At 63.8% G+C, this 14371-nt stretch carries 17 protein-coding genes; 8 read left to right on the forward strand and 9 right to left on the reverse strand.

The features are described 5' to 3' along the window. Positions 1–66: 66 nt before the first annotated feature. The 3 genes from BHD07_RS03340 (at position 67) to BHD07_RS03350 (ending at position 3164) form a co-directional block, all read left to right on the forward strand. On the forward strand, positions 67–858 hold the full coding sequence (locus tag BHD07_RS03340; protein ID WP_100669831.1) for a helix-turn-helix domain-containing protein: 792 nt from the start codon (positions 67–69) through the stop codon (positions 856–858). Positions 859–993: 135 nt separating this feature from the next. Then, positions 994–2574, forward strand: coding sequence for an exodeoxyribonuclease VII large subunit (gene xseA, locus BHD07_RS03345; protein WP_100669830.1), 1581 nt, complete (start codon positions 994–996; stop codon positions 2572–2574). Beyond that, positions 2574–3164 (forward strand): NAD(P)H-dependent oxidoreductase, encoded by a 591-nt coding sequence (locus BHD07_RS03350; protein ID WP_100669829.1) that lies wholly within the window; start codon positions 2574–2576, stop codon positions 3162–3164. Before xseA ends, BHD07_RS03350 begins: the two co-directional genes overlap by 1 nt. 8 nt (positions 3165–3172) lie before the next feature. Here BHD07_RS03350 and BHD07_RS03355 read toward each other — a convergent pair whose 3' ends face one another. Beyond that, positions 3173–3667 carry a MarR family winged helix-turn-helix transcriptional regulator gene (locus BHD07_RS03355; protein WP_100669828.1) on the reverse strand — a complete coding sequence of 165 codons (495 nt, stop codon included), beginning with the start codon at positions 3665–3667 and terminating at the stop codon, positions 3173–3175. Between the two features lie 215 nt (positions 3668–3882). Between BHD07_RS03355 and BHD07_RS03360 the strand changes: the two genes are divergently transcribed. After that, positions 3883–4767: an EamA family transporter gene (locus BHD07_RS03360; RefSeq protein WP_100669827.1), complete on the forward strand. Its 885-nt coding sequence runs from the start codon at positions 3883–3885 to the stop codon at positions 4765–4767. 142 nt (positions 4768–4909) lie between these two features. Here the strand turns inward: BHD07_RS03360 and BHD07_RS03365 are convergent, their stop codons facing one another. Both BHD07_RS03365 and BHD07_RS03370 read right to left on the reverse strand, forming a co-directional pair. Then, positions 4910–6166: an aminopeptidase gene (locus BHD07_RS03365; RefSeq protein WP_100669826.1), complete on the reverse strand. Its 1257-nt coding sequence runs from the start codon at positions 6164–6166 to the stop codon at positions 4910–4912. A 71-nt stretch (positions 6167–6237) separates the two neighbouring features. Further along, positions 6238–6924: a glutathione S-transferase family protein gene (locus BHD07_RS03370; RefSeq protein WP_100669825.1), complete on the reverse strand. Its 687-nt coding sequence runs from the start codon at positions 6922–6924 to the stop codon at positions 6238–6240. An 80-nt stretch (positions 6925–7004) separates the two neighbouring features. Here BHD07_RS03370 and BHD07_RS03375 point away from each other — a divergent pair, with 80 nt between their 5' ends. Further along, positions 7005–7457, forward strand: a complete 453-nt coding sequence (locus tag BHD07_RS03375; protein ID WP_198516591.1) for a MarR family winged helix-turn-helix transcriptional regulator — start codon at positions 7005–7007, stop codon at positions 7455–7457. 25 nt (positions 7458–7482) lie between these two features. Here the strand turns inward: BHD07_RS03375 and ybaK are convergent, their stop codons facing one another. The 5 genes from ybaK to BHD07_RS03400 form a co-directional block, all read right to left on the reverse strand. Further along, positions 7483–7956 (reverse strand): Cys-tRNA(Pro) deacylase, encoded by a 474-nt coding sequence (gene ybaK / locus BHD07_RS03380; protein ID WP_018093914.1) that lies wholly within the window; start codon positions 7954–7956, stop codon positions 7483–7485. Between the two features lie 3 nt (positions 7957–7959). Further along, a complete protein-coding gene (locus BHD07_RS03385) occupies positions 7960–8310 on the reverse strand; it encodes an ArsC family reductase (RefSeq protein ID WP_100669823.1) in 351 nt (116 codons plus the stop codon). An 84-nt stretch (positions 8311–8394) separates the two neighbouring features. Then, positions 8395–9564: a tyrosine aminotransferase gene (gene tatA, locus BHD07_RS03390; RefSeq protein ID WP_100669822.1), complete on the reverse strand. Its 1170-nt coding sequence runs from the start codon at positions 9562–9564 to the stop codon at positions 8395–8397. A gap of 96 nt (positions 9565–9660) precedes the next feature. Then, a complete protein-coding gene (locus tag BHD07_RS03395) occupies positions 9661–10722 on the reverse strand; it encodes a succinylglutamate desuccinylase/aspartoacylase family protein (protein WP_100669821.1) in 1062 nt (353 codons plus the stop codon). Between the two features lie 94 nt (positions 10723–10816). Further along, positions 10817–11404, reverse strand: a complete 588-nt coding sequence (locus BHD07_RS03400; protein WP_100669820.1) for a hypothetical protein — start codon at positions 11402–11404, stop codon at positions 10817–10819. A gap of 381 nt (positions 11405–11785) precedes the next feature. Between BHD07_RS03400 and BHD07_RS03405 the strand changes: the two genes are divergently transcribed. Genes BHD07_RS03405 through BHD07_RS03415 form a run of 3 tightly spaced genes read left to right on the forward strand, consistent with a single transcriptional unit; the run spans position 11786 to position 12689 of the window. Then, positions 11786–12085, forward strand: coding sequence for a hypothetical protein (locus BHD07_RS03405; protein ID WP_100669819.1), 300 nt, complete (start codon positions 11786–11788; stop codon positions 12083–12085). Continuing rightward, complete coding sequence (locus tag BHD07_RS03410; protein WP_100669818.1) at positions 12082–12513, forward strand: type II toxin-antitoxin system VapC family toxin; 432 nt, start codon at positions 12082–12084, stop codon at positions 12511–12513. The genes BHD07_RS03405 and BHD07_RS03410 overlap by 4 nt, the downstream gene beginning before the upstream one ends. 35 nt (positions 12514–12548) lie before the next feature. Continuing rightward, positions 12549–12689 (forward strand): DUF5131 family protein, encoded by a 141-nt coding sequence (locus tag BHD07_RS03415; protein WP_267880144.1) that lies wholly within the window; start codon positions 12549–12551, stop codon positions 12687–12689. Between the two features lie 57 nt (positions 12690–12746). On the opposite strand, the gene guaA is transcribed toward BHD07_RS03415, so the two are convergent. Continuing rightward, on the reverse strand, positions 12747–14309 hold the full coding sequence (guaA, locus tag BHD07_RS03420) for a glutamine-hydrolyzing GMP synthase (protein WP_100669817.1): 1563 nt from the start codon (positions 14307–14309) through the stop codon (positions 12747–12749). Between the last annotated feature and the right edge of the window lie 62 nt (positions 14310–14371).

The following is a 14371-nucleotide window of genomic DNA, read 5'->3' on the forward strand; positions in this document are numbered from 1 at the left end:
ACCTCCGAGGTAATGGATTTTGTGCCGCGTTCGGGCGACGCTGCCCCCGCAACAGGGAAGATAAAGATGGAATTCGGCAGCCGCCTGAAGGAATGGCGAGGACATCGCCGCATGAGCCAACTCGACCTCGCCATGGCGGCGGGCATTTCCGCGCGCCATCTCTCGTTTCTGGAGACGGGCCGCTCCAAGCCGTCCGAGGGAATGATCCTGCGGCTCGCCTCGGTTCTCGACGTCCCCGCGCGTGAACAGGGCACGCTCTTCACCGCGGCGGGCTACCGGCCGCGCGTTGCGGCGCGGCCTGCGACGGGTCTCGATGCAATGCCTCCGGCTGTCGCGCATGCCATCCGGCTGATGCTCGACCGGCACGATCCCTATCCGGGCCTCGTTTTCGACCATCAGTATACGGTGCTGCTGACCAACCCGGCTTTCGACGCGCTTGTCGGTGCCACGGGCGTTCCGTTCAAGCCGGGGGAGAACTTCCTCGACGGCTTTCTCGGTGCGGAGAAGGTCCGCGGTCTCGTGGTCAATTGGGAAGCCGCCGCAGCCGATCTCGTTCAGCGGGTTCGCATGGAGGCGTGGCTGCAGGGGCCGCGCAGCCCATTGCAGCGAAGGCTGGACAGGCTGGTTGCCGACCCGGCGGTGGCAATGGCGATCGAGAACTTCCCGGCGACGGACCGCTTGCCGGTGCTGCCCATCGAACTGCGCGTCGGCGAAGCGTCGCTTAGCTTCATCACGACGCTTTCGACCTTCGGCTCGACTCAGGACGCGCTCGTCGAGGGCGTTCTGATCGAATCCTTCTTTCCGGCCGACGACGCGACCCGGCGCTTCTTCGGGCAGGGCGGGCGCGACGTCCAATAGAGCAATATCGGGAGAGGCGCACACTCTTCCAGAATTGCTCCGGATCGTTTTCACCATTCCACACGGGACGGGAAACGATGTAGAAAAACGCGCCTTGCTGCTGATCTTCGCCGCGCTGTCGGCTACAAGTGACGTATGACTTCGTTCTTTGATTCCGAATCTCCCTCCAACGTCGCCGAATATTCGGTGTCGGAACTGTCCGGCTCGATCAAGCGCACGATCGAGCAGACCTTCGAGCATGTCCGGGTGCGGGGCGAGATTTCCGGCTATCGCGGTCCGCATTCGTCGGGCCACGCGTATTTTGCCTTGAAGGACGACCGCGCCCGCATCGACGCGGTCGTCTGGAAGGGCACCTTCGCGCGGCTGAAGTTCCGGCCGGAGGAGGGGATGGAGGTCATCGCGACCGGCCGGGTCACGACTTTCCCCGGCTCGTCCAAGTACCAGATCGTCATCGACTCGCTGGAGCCCGCGGGTGCAGGTGCGCTGATGGCGCTGATCGAGGAACGCAAGCGTAAGCTTGCCGCGGAAGGGCTTTTCGATGCGGGCCGCAAGCGGCCGCTGCCTTTCATGCCGAGGGTCATCGGCGTCGTGACCTCGCCGACCGGGGCTGTGATCCGCGACATCCTGCACCGCATTGCCGACCGTTTCCCGGTCCATGTCATCGTCTGGCCGGTGCGCGTGCAGGGCGACGGCGCCTGCGAGGAGATCGTGGCCGCGATCGAGGGTTTCAACGCGCTGCAGCCGAGCGGCGCCATTCCTCGGCCCGACGTGCTGATCGTCGCGCGCGGCGGCGGCAGCCTCGAGGATCTCTGGTGCTTCAACGACGAGGCGATGGTGCGCGCCGCGGCGGCTTCCGCCATCCCTCTGATCTCGGCCGTCGGTCACGAGACGGACTGGACGCTGATCGACCATGCGGCCGACCAGCGGGCGCCGACGCCGACCGGTGCGGCCGAGATGGCGGTACCGGTGAAGGCCGATCTCGAGGCCCAGCTCGCCGGTCTCGCAGCCCGGCTCAAGGGCGCCGCGGCGCGGCAGATGGACAATCGCCGCCAGACGCTGCGTTCGCTTGCACGGGCGCTGCCCTCGCTCGACCAATTGCTCGCCCTGCCGCGGCGTCGCTTCGACGAAGCGGCCGCCGGACTCGGCCGTGGCCTGCAGATGAACACGGCCAACAAGCGGCGAAGCTTCGAGCGCAATGCGGCCCATCTCCGGCCGGAGCTCCTGATGGCAAGGATCGTCGATCGGCGCCAGCGCGTCTTAGATGCCGTAAACCGGGCCGAGCGCATCGTCGAGCGTAAGCTTCAACGTGGCGCTCAGCGCATTTCGTCCGCCGATGCCTCGCTCCGTGTTCTGCCGTCACGGCTGATCGGCCAGATTCATCGCGCATCGGATCGCGTCTCCAGCCTGAGCAGGCGTGGGGATGCGGCAATCGCCGCCGATCTGCGCAGGATGAAAAGCGCGCTTTCGGCGCAGGATCGCGTGCTGCAGTCGCTCTCCTATCACAGCGTTCTGCAGCGCGGCTTCGCGCTGGTGCGCGATGCCGCGGGCGAGCCGGTGAAACAGGCGGCTGCCGTGCATCCCGGGATGGCGCTTTCGCTGGAATTCGCCGATGGCCGCGTGGCGGCGGTCGCCGGCGAGGACGGCACTCCGCCGCAGTCGCCGAAGAAGCGGCCTGCGCGCTCCGGCGAGCCGACGAAGCAGGGCAGCCTCTTCTGATGCATATCCTGATGGTGCTCGCCCATCCGCTAGAAGAGAGCTTCGCTGCGAGTGTCGCGCGCGTGGCCAGGGAGACGCTCGAGGCCAAAGGCCATACGGTCGACCTGCTCGACCTCTATCGCGAAGGCTTCGATCCGCGGCTGACCGTGGCCGAGCGGGGCAGCTATTTCGATAAAGGTTACGACGCCTCCGGGGTATCGCGCTGGATCGATCGGCTGCGGGCTGCGGACGGACTCGTGCTCGTCTTTCCGCAATGGTGGTTCAATTTTCCGGCGATCCTCAAAGGTTTCTTCGATCGCGTCTTTGCGCCCGGGGTCGCTTTCGACCATGATGCGGCGGGCGGCCGTATCATTCCTCGCCTCGGCAACATCAAGCTGTTCTGGGCGCTGACCAGTACCGGATCCCCCTGGTGGGTCGTGCATCTCTACATGGGAAATCCGGTGCGGCGGCTGCTGAAGCGCGGCATCGCCGCCTTCTGCGGCAAGGGGCTGGACTTCCGCATGCTCACTCTGCACGACATGGATCGGGTGACGGAGGCGAAGCGGAAACGCCATCTCCAGCGTGTGAGGGCTCTGGTGAGCCGGATCTGACCGGCGACCTATTCGAAGACCGCGAGGAATTTCCTGAGCAGCGCGTCCAGAGCCTCCCGTTCGTCGGGTTCTATGCCTGCAACGAGGCGCTGCTGGTTGGCGACATGATCAGTGACCGCCGTGTCCACGCGCTTGAGACCCTGCGGTGTCAGCGCGATGAGGACGCCGCGCCGGTCTTCCGGATTGTCCAGGCGTTCGACAAGCCCGGCTTTCTCGAGCTGGTCGATGCGATTGGTCATCGTGCCGGAGGTGACCATCGTCGTTCCCAACAGATCGCCCGGCGAGAGCCGGAAGGGCGGGCCGGAGCGCCGCAGCGTTGCGAGCACGTCGAAACTCGCCGAGTTCAGGCCGTGTTCGGCAAGGGTGCTTTCCACCTCACGAGCGAGATGGGCCCGGAGCCGCGATAGTCGGCCGAGCAGACCCATGGCCGTCACATCCAGCTCCGGCCGCTCTCTGCGCCACTGCGCCAGGATTTTGTCTACGTGATCCATATCCGTCTGCATTAGAGTACTTCCAGGAAAAGTGTGTAACGGTTTTCCGTCCGGAAGTGCGTTGGATCAAATGGTTAGAGCATTTCAGAGTTTCTATGAAACGTTGAAATGCTCTAGCGATCGGAGTGAACGCTTCATCCTTCATGAAGTCGTAGCCACCATGTATCTTGACGTCAAGATAAATTGGATTAGAGTTATCTTGACGTAGAGATTCTTGAGGTGAAGATATGGGCATCCGCAGCTCCGATATTCTGCTTACGGCCATAGCGCCGGCCATATGGGGCAGTACCTATCTGGTCACAACGGAATTTCTGCCGGCGGGTTACCCGGTCACGGTCGCAATGCTCAGGGCGCTTCCGGCAGGGCTGCTGCTGCTGCTTGTCGTCCGGCAAATGCCGACGGGTGTATGGCTGGCGCGTAGTTTCGTGCTCGGCGCGCTCAACTTCTCGTTCTTCCAGACGATGCTTTTCGTTTCCGCCTACCGGCTGCCCGGCGGTGTCGCCGCAACCGTCGGAGCCATTCAGCCGTTGATCGTGATCGTCCTGTCGCGCATCGTTCTCGGCTCGCCCGCCCGTGCCTTGAGCGTCGTTGCCGGCGTTGCCGGCATGGCGGGGGTCGCGCTCCTGGTGCTGACGCCGAAAGCGGCGCTGGATCCGGTGGGCGTCGCGGCTGGCTTGGCAGGCGCCGTCTCCATGGCATTCGGCACGGTGCTGAGCCGATACTGGACGCCGCCGGTCTCGCCGCTCACCTTTACCGCCTGGCAATTGGCGGCTGGCGGACTGCTTCTGGTGCCGGTCGCCTTCCTGCTGGAACCCTCTTTGCCATCGCTCACTGCAGCCAATATTCTGGGCTTTACCTATCTCGGCCTGATCGGCACGGCCTTCACCTACCTGCTCTGGTTCCGCGGCTTATCGCGGCTCGAACCCTCCCAGGTTTCGCCGCTCGGCTTCTTGAGCCCGGTCGTCGCGATCCTCATCGGCTGGATCGTACTCGATGAGCAGCTGACGGCGGTGCAGGTGCTCGGGATCGCAACCGTCTTCGCAAGCGTGTGGATGAGCCAGTATGCACAGGCGACGCGCCGCGCGGCATCCGCCCCCTCTCTTCGGGTTTAACCAGAGGACCGACCTTCTCCCCGCAAGCGGAGAGAGCGGATGTCCGCAATGATACGCCGGGTTTGCCGCGCGTCTGCTTCGCGCCGTCCGCAGGAAGAAGGTGCGGCAGGCGGATGAGGGGCACCGCCATGCCGCAAAACGATCAGGCCCACTCGCCCTTGCGCATCACGGGCACACGGGCGCCGTCCGCGCGAACCCCGTCGATGTCCACCTCGCCGGAACCGATCATCCAGTCGATATGGATGAGGCTCGAATTGCCGCCCTGGGCGCGGATCTGCTCCTGGCTGAGGCTTGCGCCGTCGAGGAAGCACTTCGAATAGCACTGGCCGAGCGCGATGTGGCAGGAGGCATTCTCGTCGAAGAGGGTGTTGTAGAAGAGGATGCCGCTGGCCGAAATCGGCGAGGAATGGGGCACCAGCGCCACTTCGCCGAGCCGCCGGGCGCCCTCGTCGGTATCGAGCACCTTGTTCAGCACCTCTTCGCCCCGCGAAGCCTTGGCCTCGACGATCCGGCCGGCTTCGAAACGCACCTGGATATTGTCGATCAGCGTGCCCTGGTGGGAGAGCGGTTTGGTGCTCGAAACATGGCCTTCGACGCGCAGCGCGTGCGGCGTCGTAAACACCTCCTCGGTCGGGATGTTCGGATTGCAGGTGATGCCGTTCTTGGCGACCGAGGCGCCGCCGTGCCACTCATGCCCATCGGCGAGTCCGACGGTGAGGTCGGTGCCGGGCCCGGTGAAATGCAGGGCGGCGAAGCGCTCTCCGTTCAGCCAGGCCGAGCGCCGGTGCAGCTCGGCATTATGGTCCTTCCATGCGGCGATCGGATCGTCGACGTCGACCCGCGACGCTGCGAAGATGGCGTTTGCGAGTTTTTCGACGGCGACCGCTTCCGGATCGTCCGGGAACATCTGCTTCGCCCAGGAGGGGTTCGGATAGGAGACGATGTTCCAGTTGATGTCGAAATTGGAGATCTTTTCGAGCGCCGGCTTGTAGGCGATCGAGTTCGCCTTGTTGGCGCGGGCGACCTTCGCCGGGTCCTGAGCCGAAAGCAGCATCGGGTTGTCGCCGGCGATGGCCAGGCGCGCTGCTCCTCCCGCATAGGCTTTGGCCATGCCTTCATAGAGCCAGTCGCTGGCGCGGTCGAAGCTCTCGTCGGGCGCATGGGCGTAGCGGGCGAGCGTCGCTTCCTCGTCGGCGTAGAAGGTCGTCACCAGTCCGGCGCCTGCCATATAGGCGTGCTTGGTGATGAGGCGCACGAGCGGCAGCGCCGCGATCGGCGCGGTCATCACCAGGTCCTGACCCTTCTGCAATTGCAGACCGATTTTGATGGCGACCTCGGCGAGCTTTTCGAGCTTGACGGGATCGATTGGATTCCTCGTGGATTGGAGGGGGGCGTTCATGGCGGCTCCTGCTCGTCTTCTTGCGGATGTCAGCGGTTTTAGACCGGTTCCGCGGAAAACAGAAGGGTTCTTCAGGCCGCCACTCTTCCGGTGTCGAGCAACGCCGCTTGGTGCTGCTCGAGGAACGCCATCAGCCGTTGCGGATAGTCCTCGCCGACTGCGGTTTTCACGCTCGGCCTCCCGGCCAGCGCCTCGCGCCAGGCGACGACCCGCGGCAGGCCCTTGAAGATGCCGCGGTCGGAGATCTGATCGAACACGTCGAAATAGCGGAAGATCGGCGCGAAAACCGCATCTACGAGGCTGAAGCGGCTGCCTGCAAAATACGGACCCTCGGCGAGCTCCGCCTCCACGGTCGCGAATTTCGCCTGGAGCACCTTGCGCTTGGCCTCCAGTGCCGCGGTGTCCTGCGTTGTTTCGTAGACCCAGAGATCGGCAAGGATGGAAGAGCCGAACTCCATCCAGCCGCGATGGCGGGCGCGCAGCAGCGGATCGGCGGGATGAAGCTTCGGTCCGGTCTGCGTCTCCTCCAGATACTCGCAGATGACGCTGCTCTCGAAGAGGATCGCTTCGCTCCCGCTTTGCGGAATGCGCAGGAGCGGCACCTTGCCGAGCGGTGAAATCCTCAGGAACCAGTCCGGCTTGTCGGCGAGATCGATATTGACGCGTTGGAAGGGCACGCCCTTTTCCGCAAGCGCGATCGCGGCGCGTTGCACATAGGGGCAGAGATGGTGGCTGATCAGGGTGAGTTGCGCGGTCATCGGTCGCTCCCGGTTCGATTTAGATGCATCTGCATATAACTTGTCTTGCCAGATGGGTCAAGATAGATGTAATTGCATCTATGAGCACGAAGAAGACGGAACGCAGCGAGCCGACCGAGGCCGCTACCCTTGCATGGATCGGTCTGATGCGGGCACAGCAGCGCCTGCTGTCGGCCATCGAAAAGGATTTCAAGGAGGCGGCCCTGCCGCCGCTGGCCTGGTACGACGTGCTATGGGAACTGGTGAAGGCGGATGGCGGGAGGCTGCGCCCCTTCGAGATCGAGGCGCGCACGCTGCTTGCCCAGTACAACCTTTCGCGCCTGATAGACCGGCTGGAGAGGGAAGGGCTCGTGCAACGGAAGGCCTTCGACGAGGACGCGCGCGGCTGCTGGGTCGTGGTGACCGAGAAGGGGCGGGACACCCGGAAGCGCATGTGGCAGACCTATGCGCCATCGATTGCGCGCCATGTCGGCGCGAAACTGAGCGAAGGAGAGGCACGCGAGCTCGCGACGCTGCTTTCGAGACTCGGCTGACGCGCGCCCTTCTTCTGCGCAGAGATCAGGCGATCAAAGGCGCGGCGACTGCCCGCAACACGGCCTGCGCGTCCTTCGGTGCAAGCCGTACCTGCAGACCTCTTTGCCCGCCATTGATGAACACCAGTTCTTCGGCAAGCGCCGCTTCCTCGATTGCGGCCGGAACGGTCTTCCTTTGCCCGAAGGGGCTGATGCCGCCGACGTGATAGCCGGTGAGCCGCTCGGCGTCCGCCGGCTTCATCATGCTTGCCGACTTGCCGCCGAAGGCTGCGGCGAGCTTCTTCATGCTCACCTCCCGGTCCGAGGGCACGATGCAGCAGACCGGCTTGCCGTCCACCTCGGCCATCAGCGTCTTCAGCACGCGGGAGGGGTCTTCGCCGAGCGCCTCCGCCGCCTGCAGTCCGACGCGTTCGGCACCGGGATCGTAGTCATAGCTGTGAACGGTGAAGATCACGCCGGCCTTTGCGAGAGCCTGCGTCGCCCGGGTCGTCTTCGACATGGTCTAAGCCCCGAACGCGGCTTCGTAGAGTTCCGGCTTGAAGCCGACGAGCAGCCTGCCCTGGGCCTCGAGCACCGGGCGCTTGATCATCGACGGCTGCTCGAGCATCAGCGCGATCGCCTTGTCGGCCGTCAGGTCCCGCTTGTCGGCCTCATCCAGCTTGCGGAAGGTGGTGCCCGAGCGGTTGAGCAGCGTCTCCCAACCGAGTTCGGCGCACCAGCGCTCGAGTCGCGCACGATCGATGCCTTCCGCCTTGTAGTCGTGGAAATCGTAGGAAGTGCCGCGGCTGTCGAGCCAGTTCCGCGCCTTCTTCATCGTGTCGCAGTTCTTGATGCCGTAGATCGTAACCGTCATGCCGAATCTCTCCGTACTTCCAGATGCGGGAGGACATAGCCGGGCGCCGCGCGTCGGAAAAGGCCCGGAGCAAAAGACAAGAGATCAGAGACTGGTGAACTTGCCGGCAACCTCGGCGGCTTCCGCCGTCTTGAGCCCGGCGATGTTGATGCGGCCGGATGCCGGCATATAGATGCCGTGCTCGGTCCTCAGCCGCATCACTTCCGCTTCGGAAAGCGGCAGCATGGAAAACATGCCCTCCTGATCGGCGACCGCGCCGAGGCTCTGCCAGCGGGTGCGGAGTCCCTCGGCAAGCGACCGCCGCAGGCCGGTCATCCTGAGCCGCATCGTCTCGAGCTCCTCCGCCCAGTCGCGCCTGAGTTCCGGGTCGTCAAGGATCGTCCGCACCACCGCTGCGCCGTGATCCGGCGGCATGGAATAGCTGGTGCGGGCGAGCCCCGCGAGGTTTGAGCGCACCCTGTCCGCCGACGCAGAAGAGCTGGTCCGCGCGAAGATCGCGCCCGTGCGCTCGCGATAAAGCCCGAAGGACTTCGAGCAGGAAACCGCGACGAGCGCTTCCGGGACGACGCCGAGAAGATGCCTGAGGCCCGCGACATCCTGGTCGAGCCCGCGGCCGAAGCCCTGATAGGCGAGGTCGACGAGCGGCAGCAGGCCGCGCTCGGCGATCAGGGCGGCGATTTCCATCCATTGCGCTTCGCTCAGGACGCCACCGGTCGGGTTGTGGCAGCTTGCATGCAGCAGCACGGCGCCGCCGGGTGCGGCACCTTCCAGCGCGCTCACGAGGTTATCGAAGATTACCGACTGCGACGGAATGTCGAAGAAGTCGTAGGTGGCGATATCGAGCCCGGCCGCCTTGAAGATCGGCGCGTGGTTCGGCCAGCTCGGCAGCCCGAGCCAGATGCCTCGGCCGCCCATGCGCGCAATGAGGTCAGCCGCCAGGCGGAGTGCGCCGGAGCCGCCGGGCGTCTGGACGCCCGCAACGTGGCTCCGCTCGACCGTGTCGCCGCCGACGAGTTCCCATAGCCGATCGAGGAAGACGAGGTCGCCTTCGGGGCCGATATAGGCCTTGCTGTCCTGTGTTTCGAGCAGCCGCCTTTCCGCCGCCTTGACGGCCCGGAAGATCGGCGTGCGTCCGGTCTCGTCGCGATAGACACCAACGCCGAGATCGACCTTTCCGGGGCGCTCATCCTTCCTGAACAGGCCGATCAGGGCCAGCAAGGGATCGTCGGCTTGGCGGGCGAGGGCGTCGAACATCCGGTATTCCTTGTGGAGCAGTGGATCGGATCATAGTCGTTTCCCACAGGCGGAAAGGCAAGCGGTTCCGCACCGCGACTGGTCGAAACGGCGGGTTCAGGCCTCCAGCGTCCCCGGCTTGCGCGCCGCACGCGAAGGCCCGGCGCAGGCGATCTTCATCAGGTCGGACCGGCGGCGGGCGAGACGGGTGGAGACGCGCGTGACGATGAGCCCATCCTGCGGCGCCCGAACCTCGACGGTGCCGCCCGGCACGCCGGGGCGGACCAGGATGGTCGCCAGCAGTTCTCCGGCCTCGACGCTGTCGCCGATATCGCGGTGGAAGAGGACCGCACCGGCCTCCGGTGCGCGGATCATCTCGATATTGTCGAGCGGCACGGCTTTGCCGGCAAAAGCCGGAAGGCCGACGCCGGTGCTCGCAACGACTCCGCGGCCGGCAAGAAAGCGAAACATGCTTTCGGCGTCCTTGCGCGCAATTTCCGGATAGACGTCGCGCGTGCCGCGCAATTCCACGGTCACCGACAGGCGGCCGGGCAGGGCGGTCCTGCGCTCGCCTTCGCTCTCGTGCTTCCATGCATGGGCGACCGCCTCCTCGAAGGCCGAGCTTTGCCCGTCGGAAAGGAACACCGCCTCCATGTCGAGGGCCGCTGCAAGGTCGGCGGCCTCCGGCCAGAATGCCTCGTCGATATAGGCATATTGCAGCCCCTCGTCGTCGCAATGGAGGTCGAGCACCAGATCCGCGCCGAGCGCCATATGAAGAAGGTGCCGCTTCAGCCGATCGACGGCCGAGTAACGGTCCGGCCCTTCAAGCAGACCGTCACGCTCGCCAAGGGAGATCAACGGGAAATCCCGGTTGAAATTGGTGCGGGAGCCCAGATCGAAGCGGCCCTGCAGTTCGCCGAAATGCGACTGCGCCGCGCCGATCGGATTTGCCTGAGGAACGATGGTGATATCCCCGAGAACGGCGCCGTCATTCTCCGCCTGGCGGAGCCGTTCGAGCAGGAAATGAAGAAGTGCCGTTCCCGGCAGCTCGTTGGCATGGAGCGCCGCCTGGATATAGGTCCGCGGCGCTGCGCCGTTTGCCCCCTTGAACTGGAACACCGGCAGCCGCCACTCGATGCCCGGCGTATCGCCGGCGAAGATGATTTCGGAAATGTCCACTCGTTTCGTCCTCAAACTCGAAAACCGGTTATGAGACTTGGCATTGCCGTATTGCAAGCCCGACGACGGCTGTAGACCCTAGCTGCCGCCGATCTCAATCCTCATCGACCGTCGGAAGGTCAAGAGCCGAGCGCAGCACGCCGACGCCGCGCTTGTAGAGCATCGCATATCGCGCCGGCGCCAGCAGATCGGCCCCGGGCGTGAACCCGGGAATGGTCTTGTTGAATGGAATCGCACCGCAACCGGGCGTAAGGCAATCGAGTTTGCCCTTGGGACACTCGTTGAAGCGGCAGAGGCGACCGAGATAGCGATCACTTCCCGGCTCGAACAGGAAGGTATCGACCTTGTTGCCCGGAACACTCATGCCGGCTCCGGATTCGAATGCCTCTCGCAAGGAGCGGGCGCATGCCTTGCTCAGTTCGGTGAGGCGCTCTTGCGTGTCGAGCCAGAGCGCCATGTCGAGATCACTGCATTCGTGCCAGACCTCGATGCCGCTGCTGCGGAAACCCCTGAAGCGAGGGACCTCCTTCCAGAGCGGCTTTGCAACCGAGCCGATGACGGCGATCGCCTGAACTTCAGAGAACCCGGCCCAGGAGCGGGCGACGATGTCCGCCGCCAGGCGGTAATCATGCTGCAGTTTGAGCAGATAGCGGTTTTGACTGTCGATCTCCGAGCGGCGCATGACATCCAGATTAAATTAAAGCCTCACGTGAACAAGGTGGAGGACGGTTTTGATTATTTTTCGCATCGCCGGATGGGCAAAATGACTCCCACTCGATTGTTGATCTCTGACTCAAGTCATTGTTTTTTCCTTGAAAAATTATTTTTTCGCTCTCCGAAATACCGTCATGTGGACCGTCAAAAAACGGCGCTTTTGAAATCATTGGATTTTGGGGCCATTTGCGAAAATCGTGCCTTCGCTTTCGCATAAAGTACCGTCAAGCAAGGCGTATTACACGATTAGCGACGATACCACTGTGCCGCGACCAGACCGTCCACCGACCGCGCGACCTTGCTATACGCCCGAATTCTGGCTATATTACTGGAAATATCGGAGCCAGTCATGGGAAGTTCACAGAAGCGCGCCATCCAGAATTATCGCTCTCGCCTTGGCAAGCGCGGCCTTGCTCGCTTCGAAGTGCTTGGCCGGGACGCTGATCGCGACCTTATCCGATCGCTAGCCAGGCGCCTGTCCGAAGACACGCCCGAGGCCTCAGAGCTTCGCGCCACCGTCAGCAGGTCGATCGCTGCCGATCCGCCAAAACCTGGCGGCATCCTCGCGGCGCTGCGGCGTTCGCCGCTGGTGAACGCGGAACTCGATCTTTCCCGCCCCCGTGAAAATGCGCGCAAGGTCGACCTGTGACGCGCTATCTGCTGGACACCAATATCATCAGCAATGTTGTTAAACCGCAGCCATCGGAGTCGCTTCTGGCGTGGATGTCGAGGCAGCGTGATGAGGACCTGTTCATCGCGTCGCTGACCGTTGCGGAAATTCGACAGGGGATTCTGGAGAAGCCACGAGGCAAGAAGCGCGCCGCTCTCGACAGGTGGTTTTCTGGGCCTGAAGGGCCTCAGGCTCTGTTTGCTGGCCGCATCCTGTCGTTCGACGACAAAGCGGGCCTGATCTGGGCGCAGCTAATGGCGGCGGGCAAAGCGGCCGGTAAGCCGCGCAGCGGGCTCGACATGATCATCGCTGCTGTCGCGGGCGCAAACGACTGCGTAGTAGTAACAGATAATGAAAGGGATTTTGCCGGAGTTGAGATCCTCAATCCTATGCGCGGAGCGATCTAATGCAGCGCCGGTCGGACGAATGCGTGGGGGATCTGATGGCTGAAACTCAAATAGAGTGGACGGATTCCACTTGGAACCCTGTGGCAGGAAGTTCGATCGTCACCGCCGGCTGCACGCACTGCTATGCAATCGAAATGGCCAAACGACCGAAACTCCATGATCAGCCGAACCTCTGATTTTCCCGCCTTTTCTACGATATTCCACGCTAAAGCCGCCGATCGCCGCCGTTTCCCCTACTCCCACTCGATCGTGCCGGGCGGCTTGGAGGTGACGTCGTAGACGACGCGGTTGATGCCGCGGACCTCGTTGATGATGCGGGTGGCGGCGCGGCCGAGGAATTCCATGTCATAGTGGTAGAAGTCGGCGGTCATGCCGTCGACGGAGGTGACCGCACGCAGCGCGCAGACGAATTCGTAGGTGCGCCCGTCGCCCATGACGCCGACCGTCTGCACGGGAAGCAGCACGGCGAAGGCCTGCCAGATGGCGTCATAGAGGCCCGCCTTGCGGATCTCGTCGAGATAGATCGCGTCCGCTTCGCGCAGGATTTCCAGCTTCTCGCGCGTGATGCCGCCGGGGCAGCGGATCGCGAGGCCGGGGCCGGGGAAGGGATGGCGGCCGATGAAGCTTTCGGGCAGGCCGAGTTCGCGGCCGAGCACGCGGACTTCGTCCTTGAAGAGCTCGCGCAGCGGCTCGACGAGCTGCATGTTCATGCGCTCCGGCAGGCCGCCGACATTGTGGTGCGACTTGATCGTCACCGAGGGGCCGCCGGTGAAGGAGACGCTTTCGATGACGTCAGGGTAGAGCGTGCCCTGGGCGAGGAAGTCGGCGCCGCCGAGCTTCTTGGCCTCTTCCTCGAAAACCTCGATGAAGAGACGTCCGATGATCTTGCGCTTCGTTTCCGGGTCGCTGACGCCTTCGAGTTCGCCGATGAAGCGATCGGAGGCGTCGATGTGGAGCAGATGAAGGTTGTAATGCTCCTGGAACATGGCGACGACGTTCGCCGCCTCGTCCTTTCGCATCAGACCATGATCGACGAGGATGCAGGTGAGCTGGTCGCCGACCGCTTCGTGGATAAGGAGGGCCGCAACCGACGAGTCGACGCCGCCGGAAAGGGCGCAGATGACCTTCTTGTCGCCGACCTGCTTGCGGATCGCCTCGACCGCCTTGGCGCGGTAGGCCGACATGGTCCAGTCCCCCGTAATGCCGGCGACCTTGTGGACGAAGTTGGCGATGAGCTTTGCGCCGTCGGGCGTATGCACGACTTCCGGATGGAACTGGACGGCATAGTATTTGCGCTTTTCGTCGGCGATGAAGGCAAAGGGTGCGTTGGAAGAGGTGGCGACGACTTCGAAGCCCTCGGGCAATGCGGTGACCCGGTCGCCATGCGACATCCACACCTGGTGGCGCGAGCCGAGCGACCAGAGCCCGTCGAAAAGTGCGCAGTCCTTCTCGACTTCCAGGAACGCCCTTCCGAATTCACGGTGATGGCCGCTCTCGACCTTCCCCCCGAGCTGGGCGCACATGGTCTGCTGGCCGTAGCAGATGCCGAAGACCGGCAGGCCGCTGTCGAAAATGACGGAAGGCGCGCGGGGCGAGCCGATGTCGAGGGTCGAAGCCGGGCTGCCGGACAGGATCACCGCCTTCGGCTTCAGCCGGTTGAAGCCTTCCTCGGCCGACTGGAACGGCACGATCTCGCAATAGACGCCGGATTCGCGTACGCGCCGGGCGATGAGCTGCGTCACCTGGCTGCCGAAGTCGACGATCAGGACGGTATCGGGATGGGCTGTCTGGGTCATAGCGGGCCTTCAAGCAAGCTTGATCATGGCGAGCCTTTAATGAAAGCCCGCCTTTGGCGCAA

Origin of the sequence: Sinorhizobium sp. KGO-5, from assembly GCF_036245905.1 — a bacterium.
Classification (GTDB): Bacteria; Pseudomonadota; Alphaproteobacteria; order Rhizobiales; family Rhizobiaceae; genus Sinorhizobium; species Sinorhizobium meliloti_A.

What these genes read in the sequence shown, in the direction of transcription:
- BHD07_RS03370 (WP_100669825.1), bottom strand. Translation starts at nt 6,924, where the DNA reads ATGACCGCGCAACTCACCCTGATCAGCCACCATCTCTGCCCCTATGTG.
- BHD07_RS03365 (WP_100669826.1), bottom strand. Translation starts at nt 6,166, where the DNA reads ATGAACGCCCCCCTCCAATCCACGAGGAATCCAATCGATCCCGTCAAG.
- BHD07_RS03415 (WP_267880144.1), top strand. Translation starts at nt 12,549, where the DNA reads ATGGCTGAAACTCAAATAGAGTGGACGGATTCCACTTGGAACCCTGTG.
- tatA (WP_100669822.1), bottom strand. Translation starts at nt 9,564, where the DNA reads ATGTTCGACGCCCTCGCCCGCCAAGCCGACGATCCCTTGCTGGCCCTG.
- guaA (WP_100669817.1), bottom strand. Translation starts at nt 14,309, where the DNA reads ATGACCCAGACAGCCCATCCCGATACCGTCCTGATCGTCGACTTCGGC.
- BHD07_RS03400 (WP_100669820.1), bottom strand. Translation starts at nt 11,404, where the DNA reads ATGCGCCGCTCGGAGATCGACAGTCAAAACCGCTATCTGCTCAAACTG.
- BHD07_RS03375 (WP_198516591.1), top strand. Translation starts at nt 7,005, where the DNA reads ATGAGCACGAAGAAGACGGAACGCAGCGAGCCGACCGAGGCCGCTACC.
- BHD07_RS03340 (WP_100669831.1), top strand. Translation starts at nt 67, where the DNA reads ATGGAATTCGGCAGCCGCCTGAAGGAATGGCGAGGACATCGCCGCATG.
- BHD07_RS03405 (WP_100669819.1), top strand. Translation starts at nt 11,786, where the DNA reads ATGGGAAGTTCACAGAAGCGCGCCATCCAGAATTATCGCTCTCGCCTT.
- BHD07_RS03350 (WP_100669829.1), top strand. Translation starts at nt 2,574, where the DNA reads ATGCATATCCTGATGGTGCTCGCCCATCCGCTAGAAGAGAGCTTCGCT.
- xseA (WP_100669830.1), top strand. Translation starts at nt 994, where the DNA reads ATGACTTCGTTCTTTGATTCCGAATCTCCCTCCAACGTCGCCGAATAT.
- BHD07_RS03360 (WP_100669827.1), top strand. Translation starts at nt 3,883, where the DNA reads ATGGGCATCCGCAGCTCCGATATTCTGCTTACGGCCATAGCGCCGGCC.
- BHD07_RS03355 (WP_100669828.1), bottom strand. Translation starts at nt 3,667, where the DNA reads ATGCAGACGGATATGGATCACGTAGACAAAATCCTGGCGCAGTGGCGC.
- ybaK (WP_018093914.1), bottom strand. Translation starts at nt 7,956, where the DNA reads ATGTCGAAGACGACCCGGGCGACGCAGGCTCTCGCAAAGGCCGGCGTG.
- BHD07_RS03385 (WP_100669823.1), bottom strand. Translation starts at nt 8,310, where the DNA reads ATGACGGTTACGATCTACGGCATCAAGAACTGCGACACGATGAAGAAG.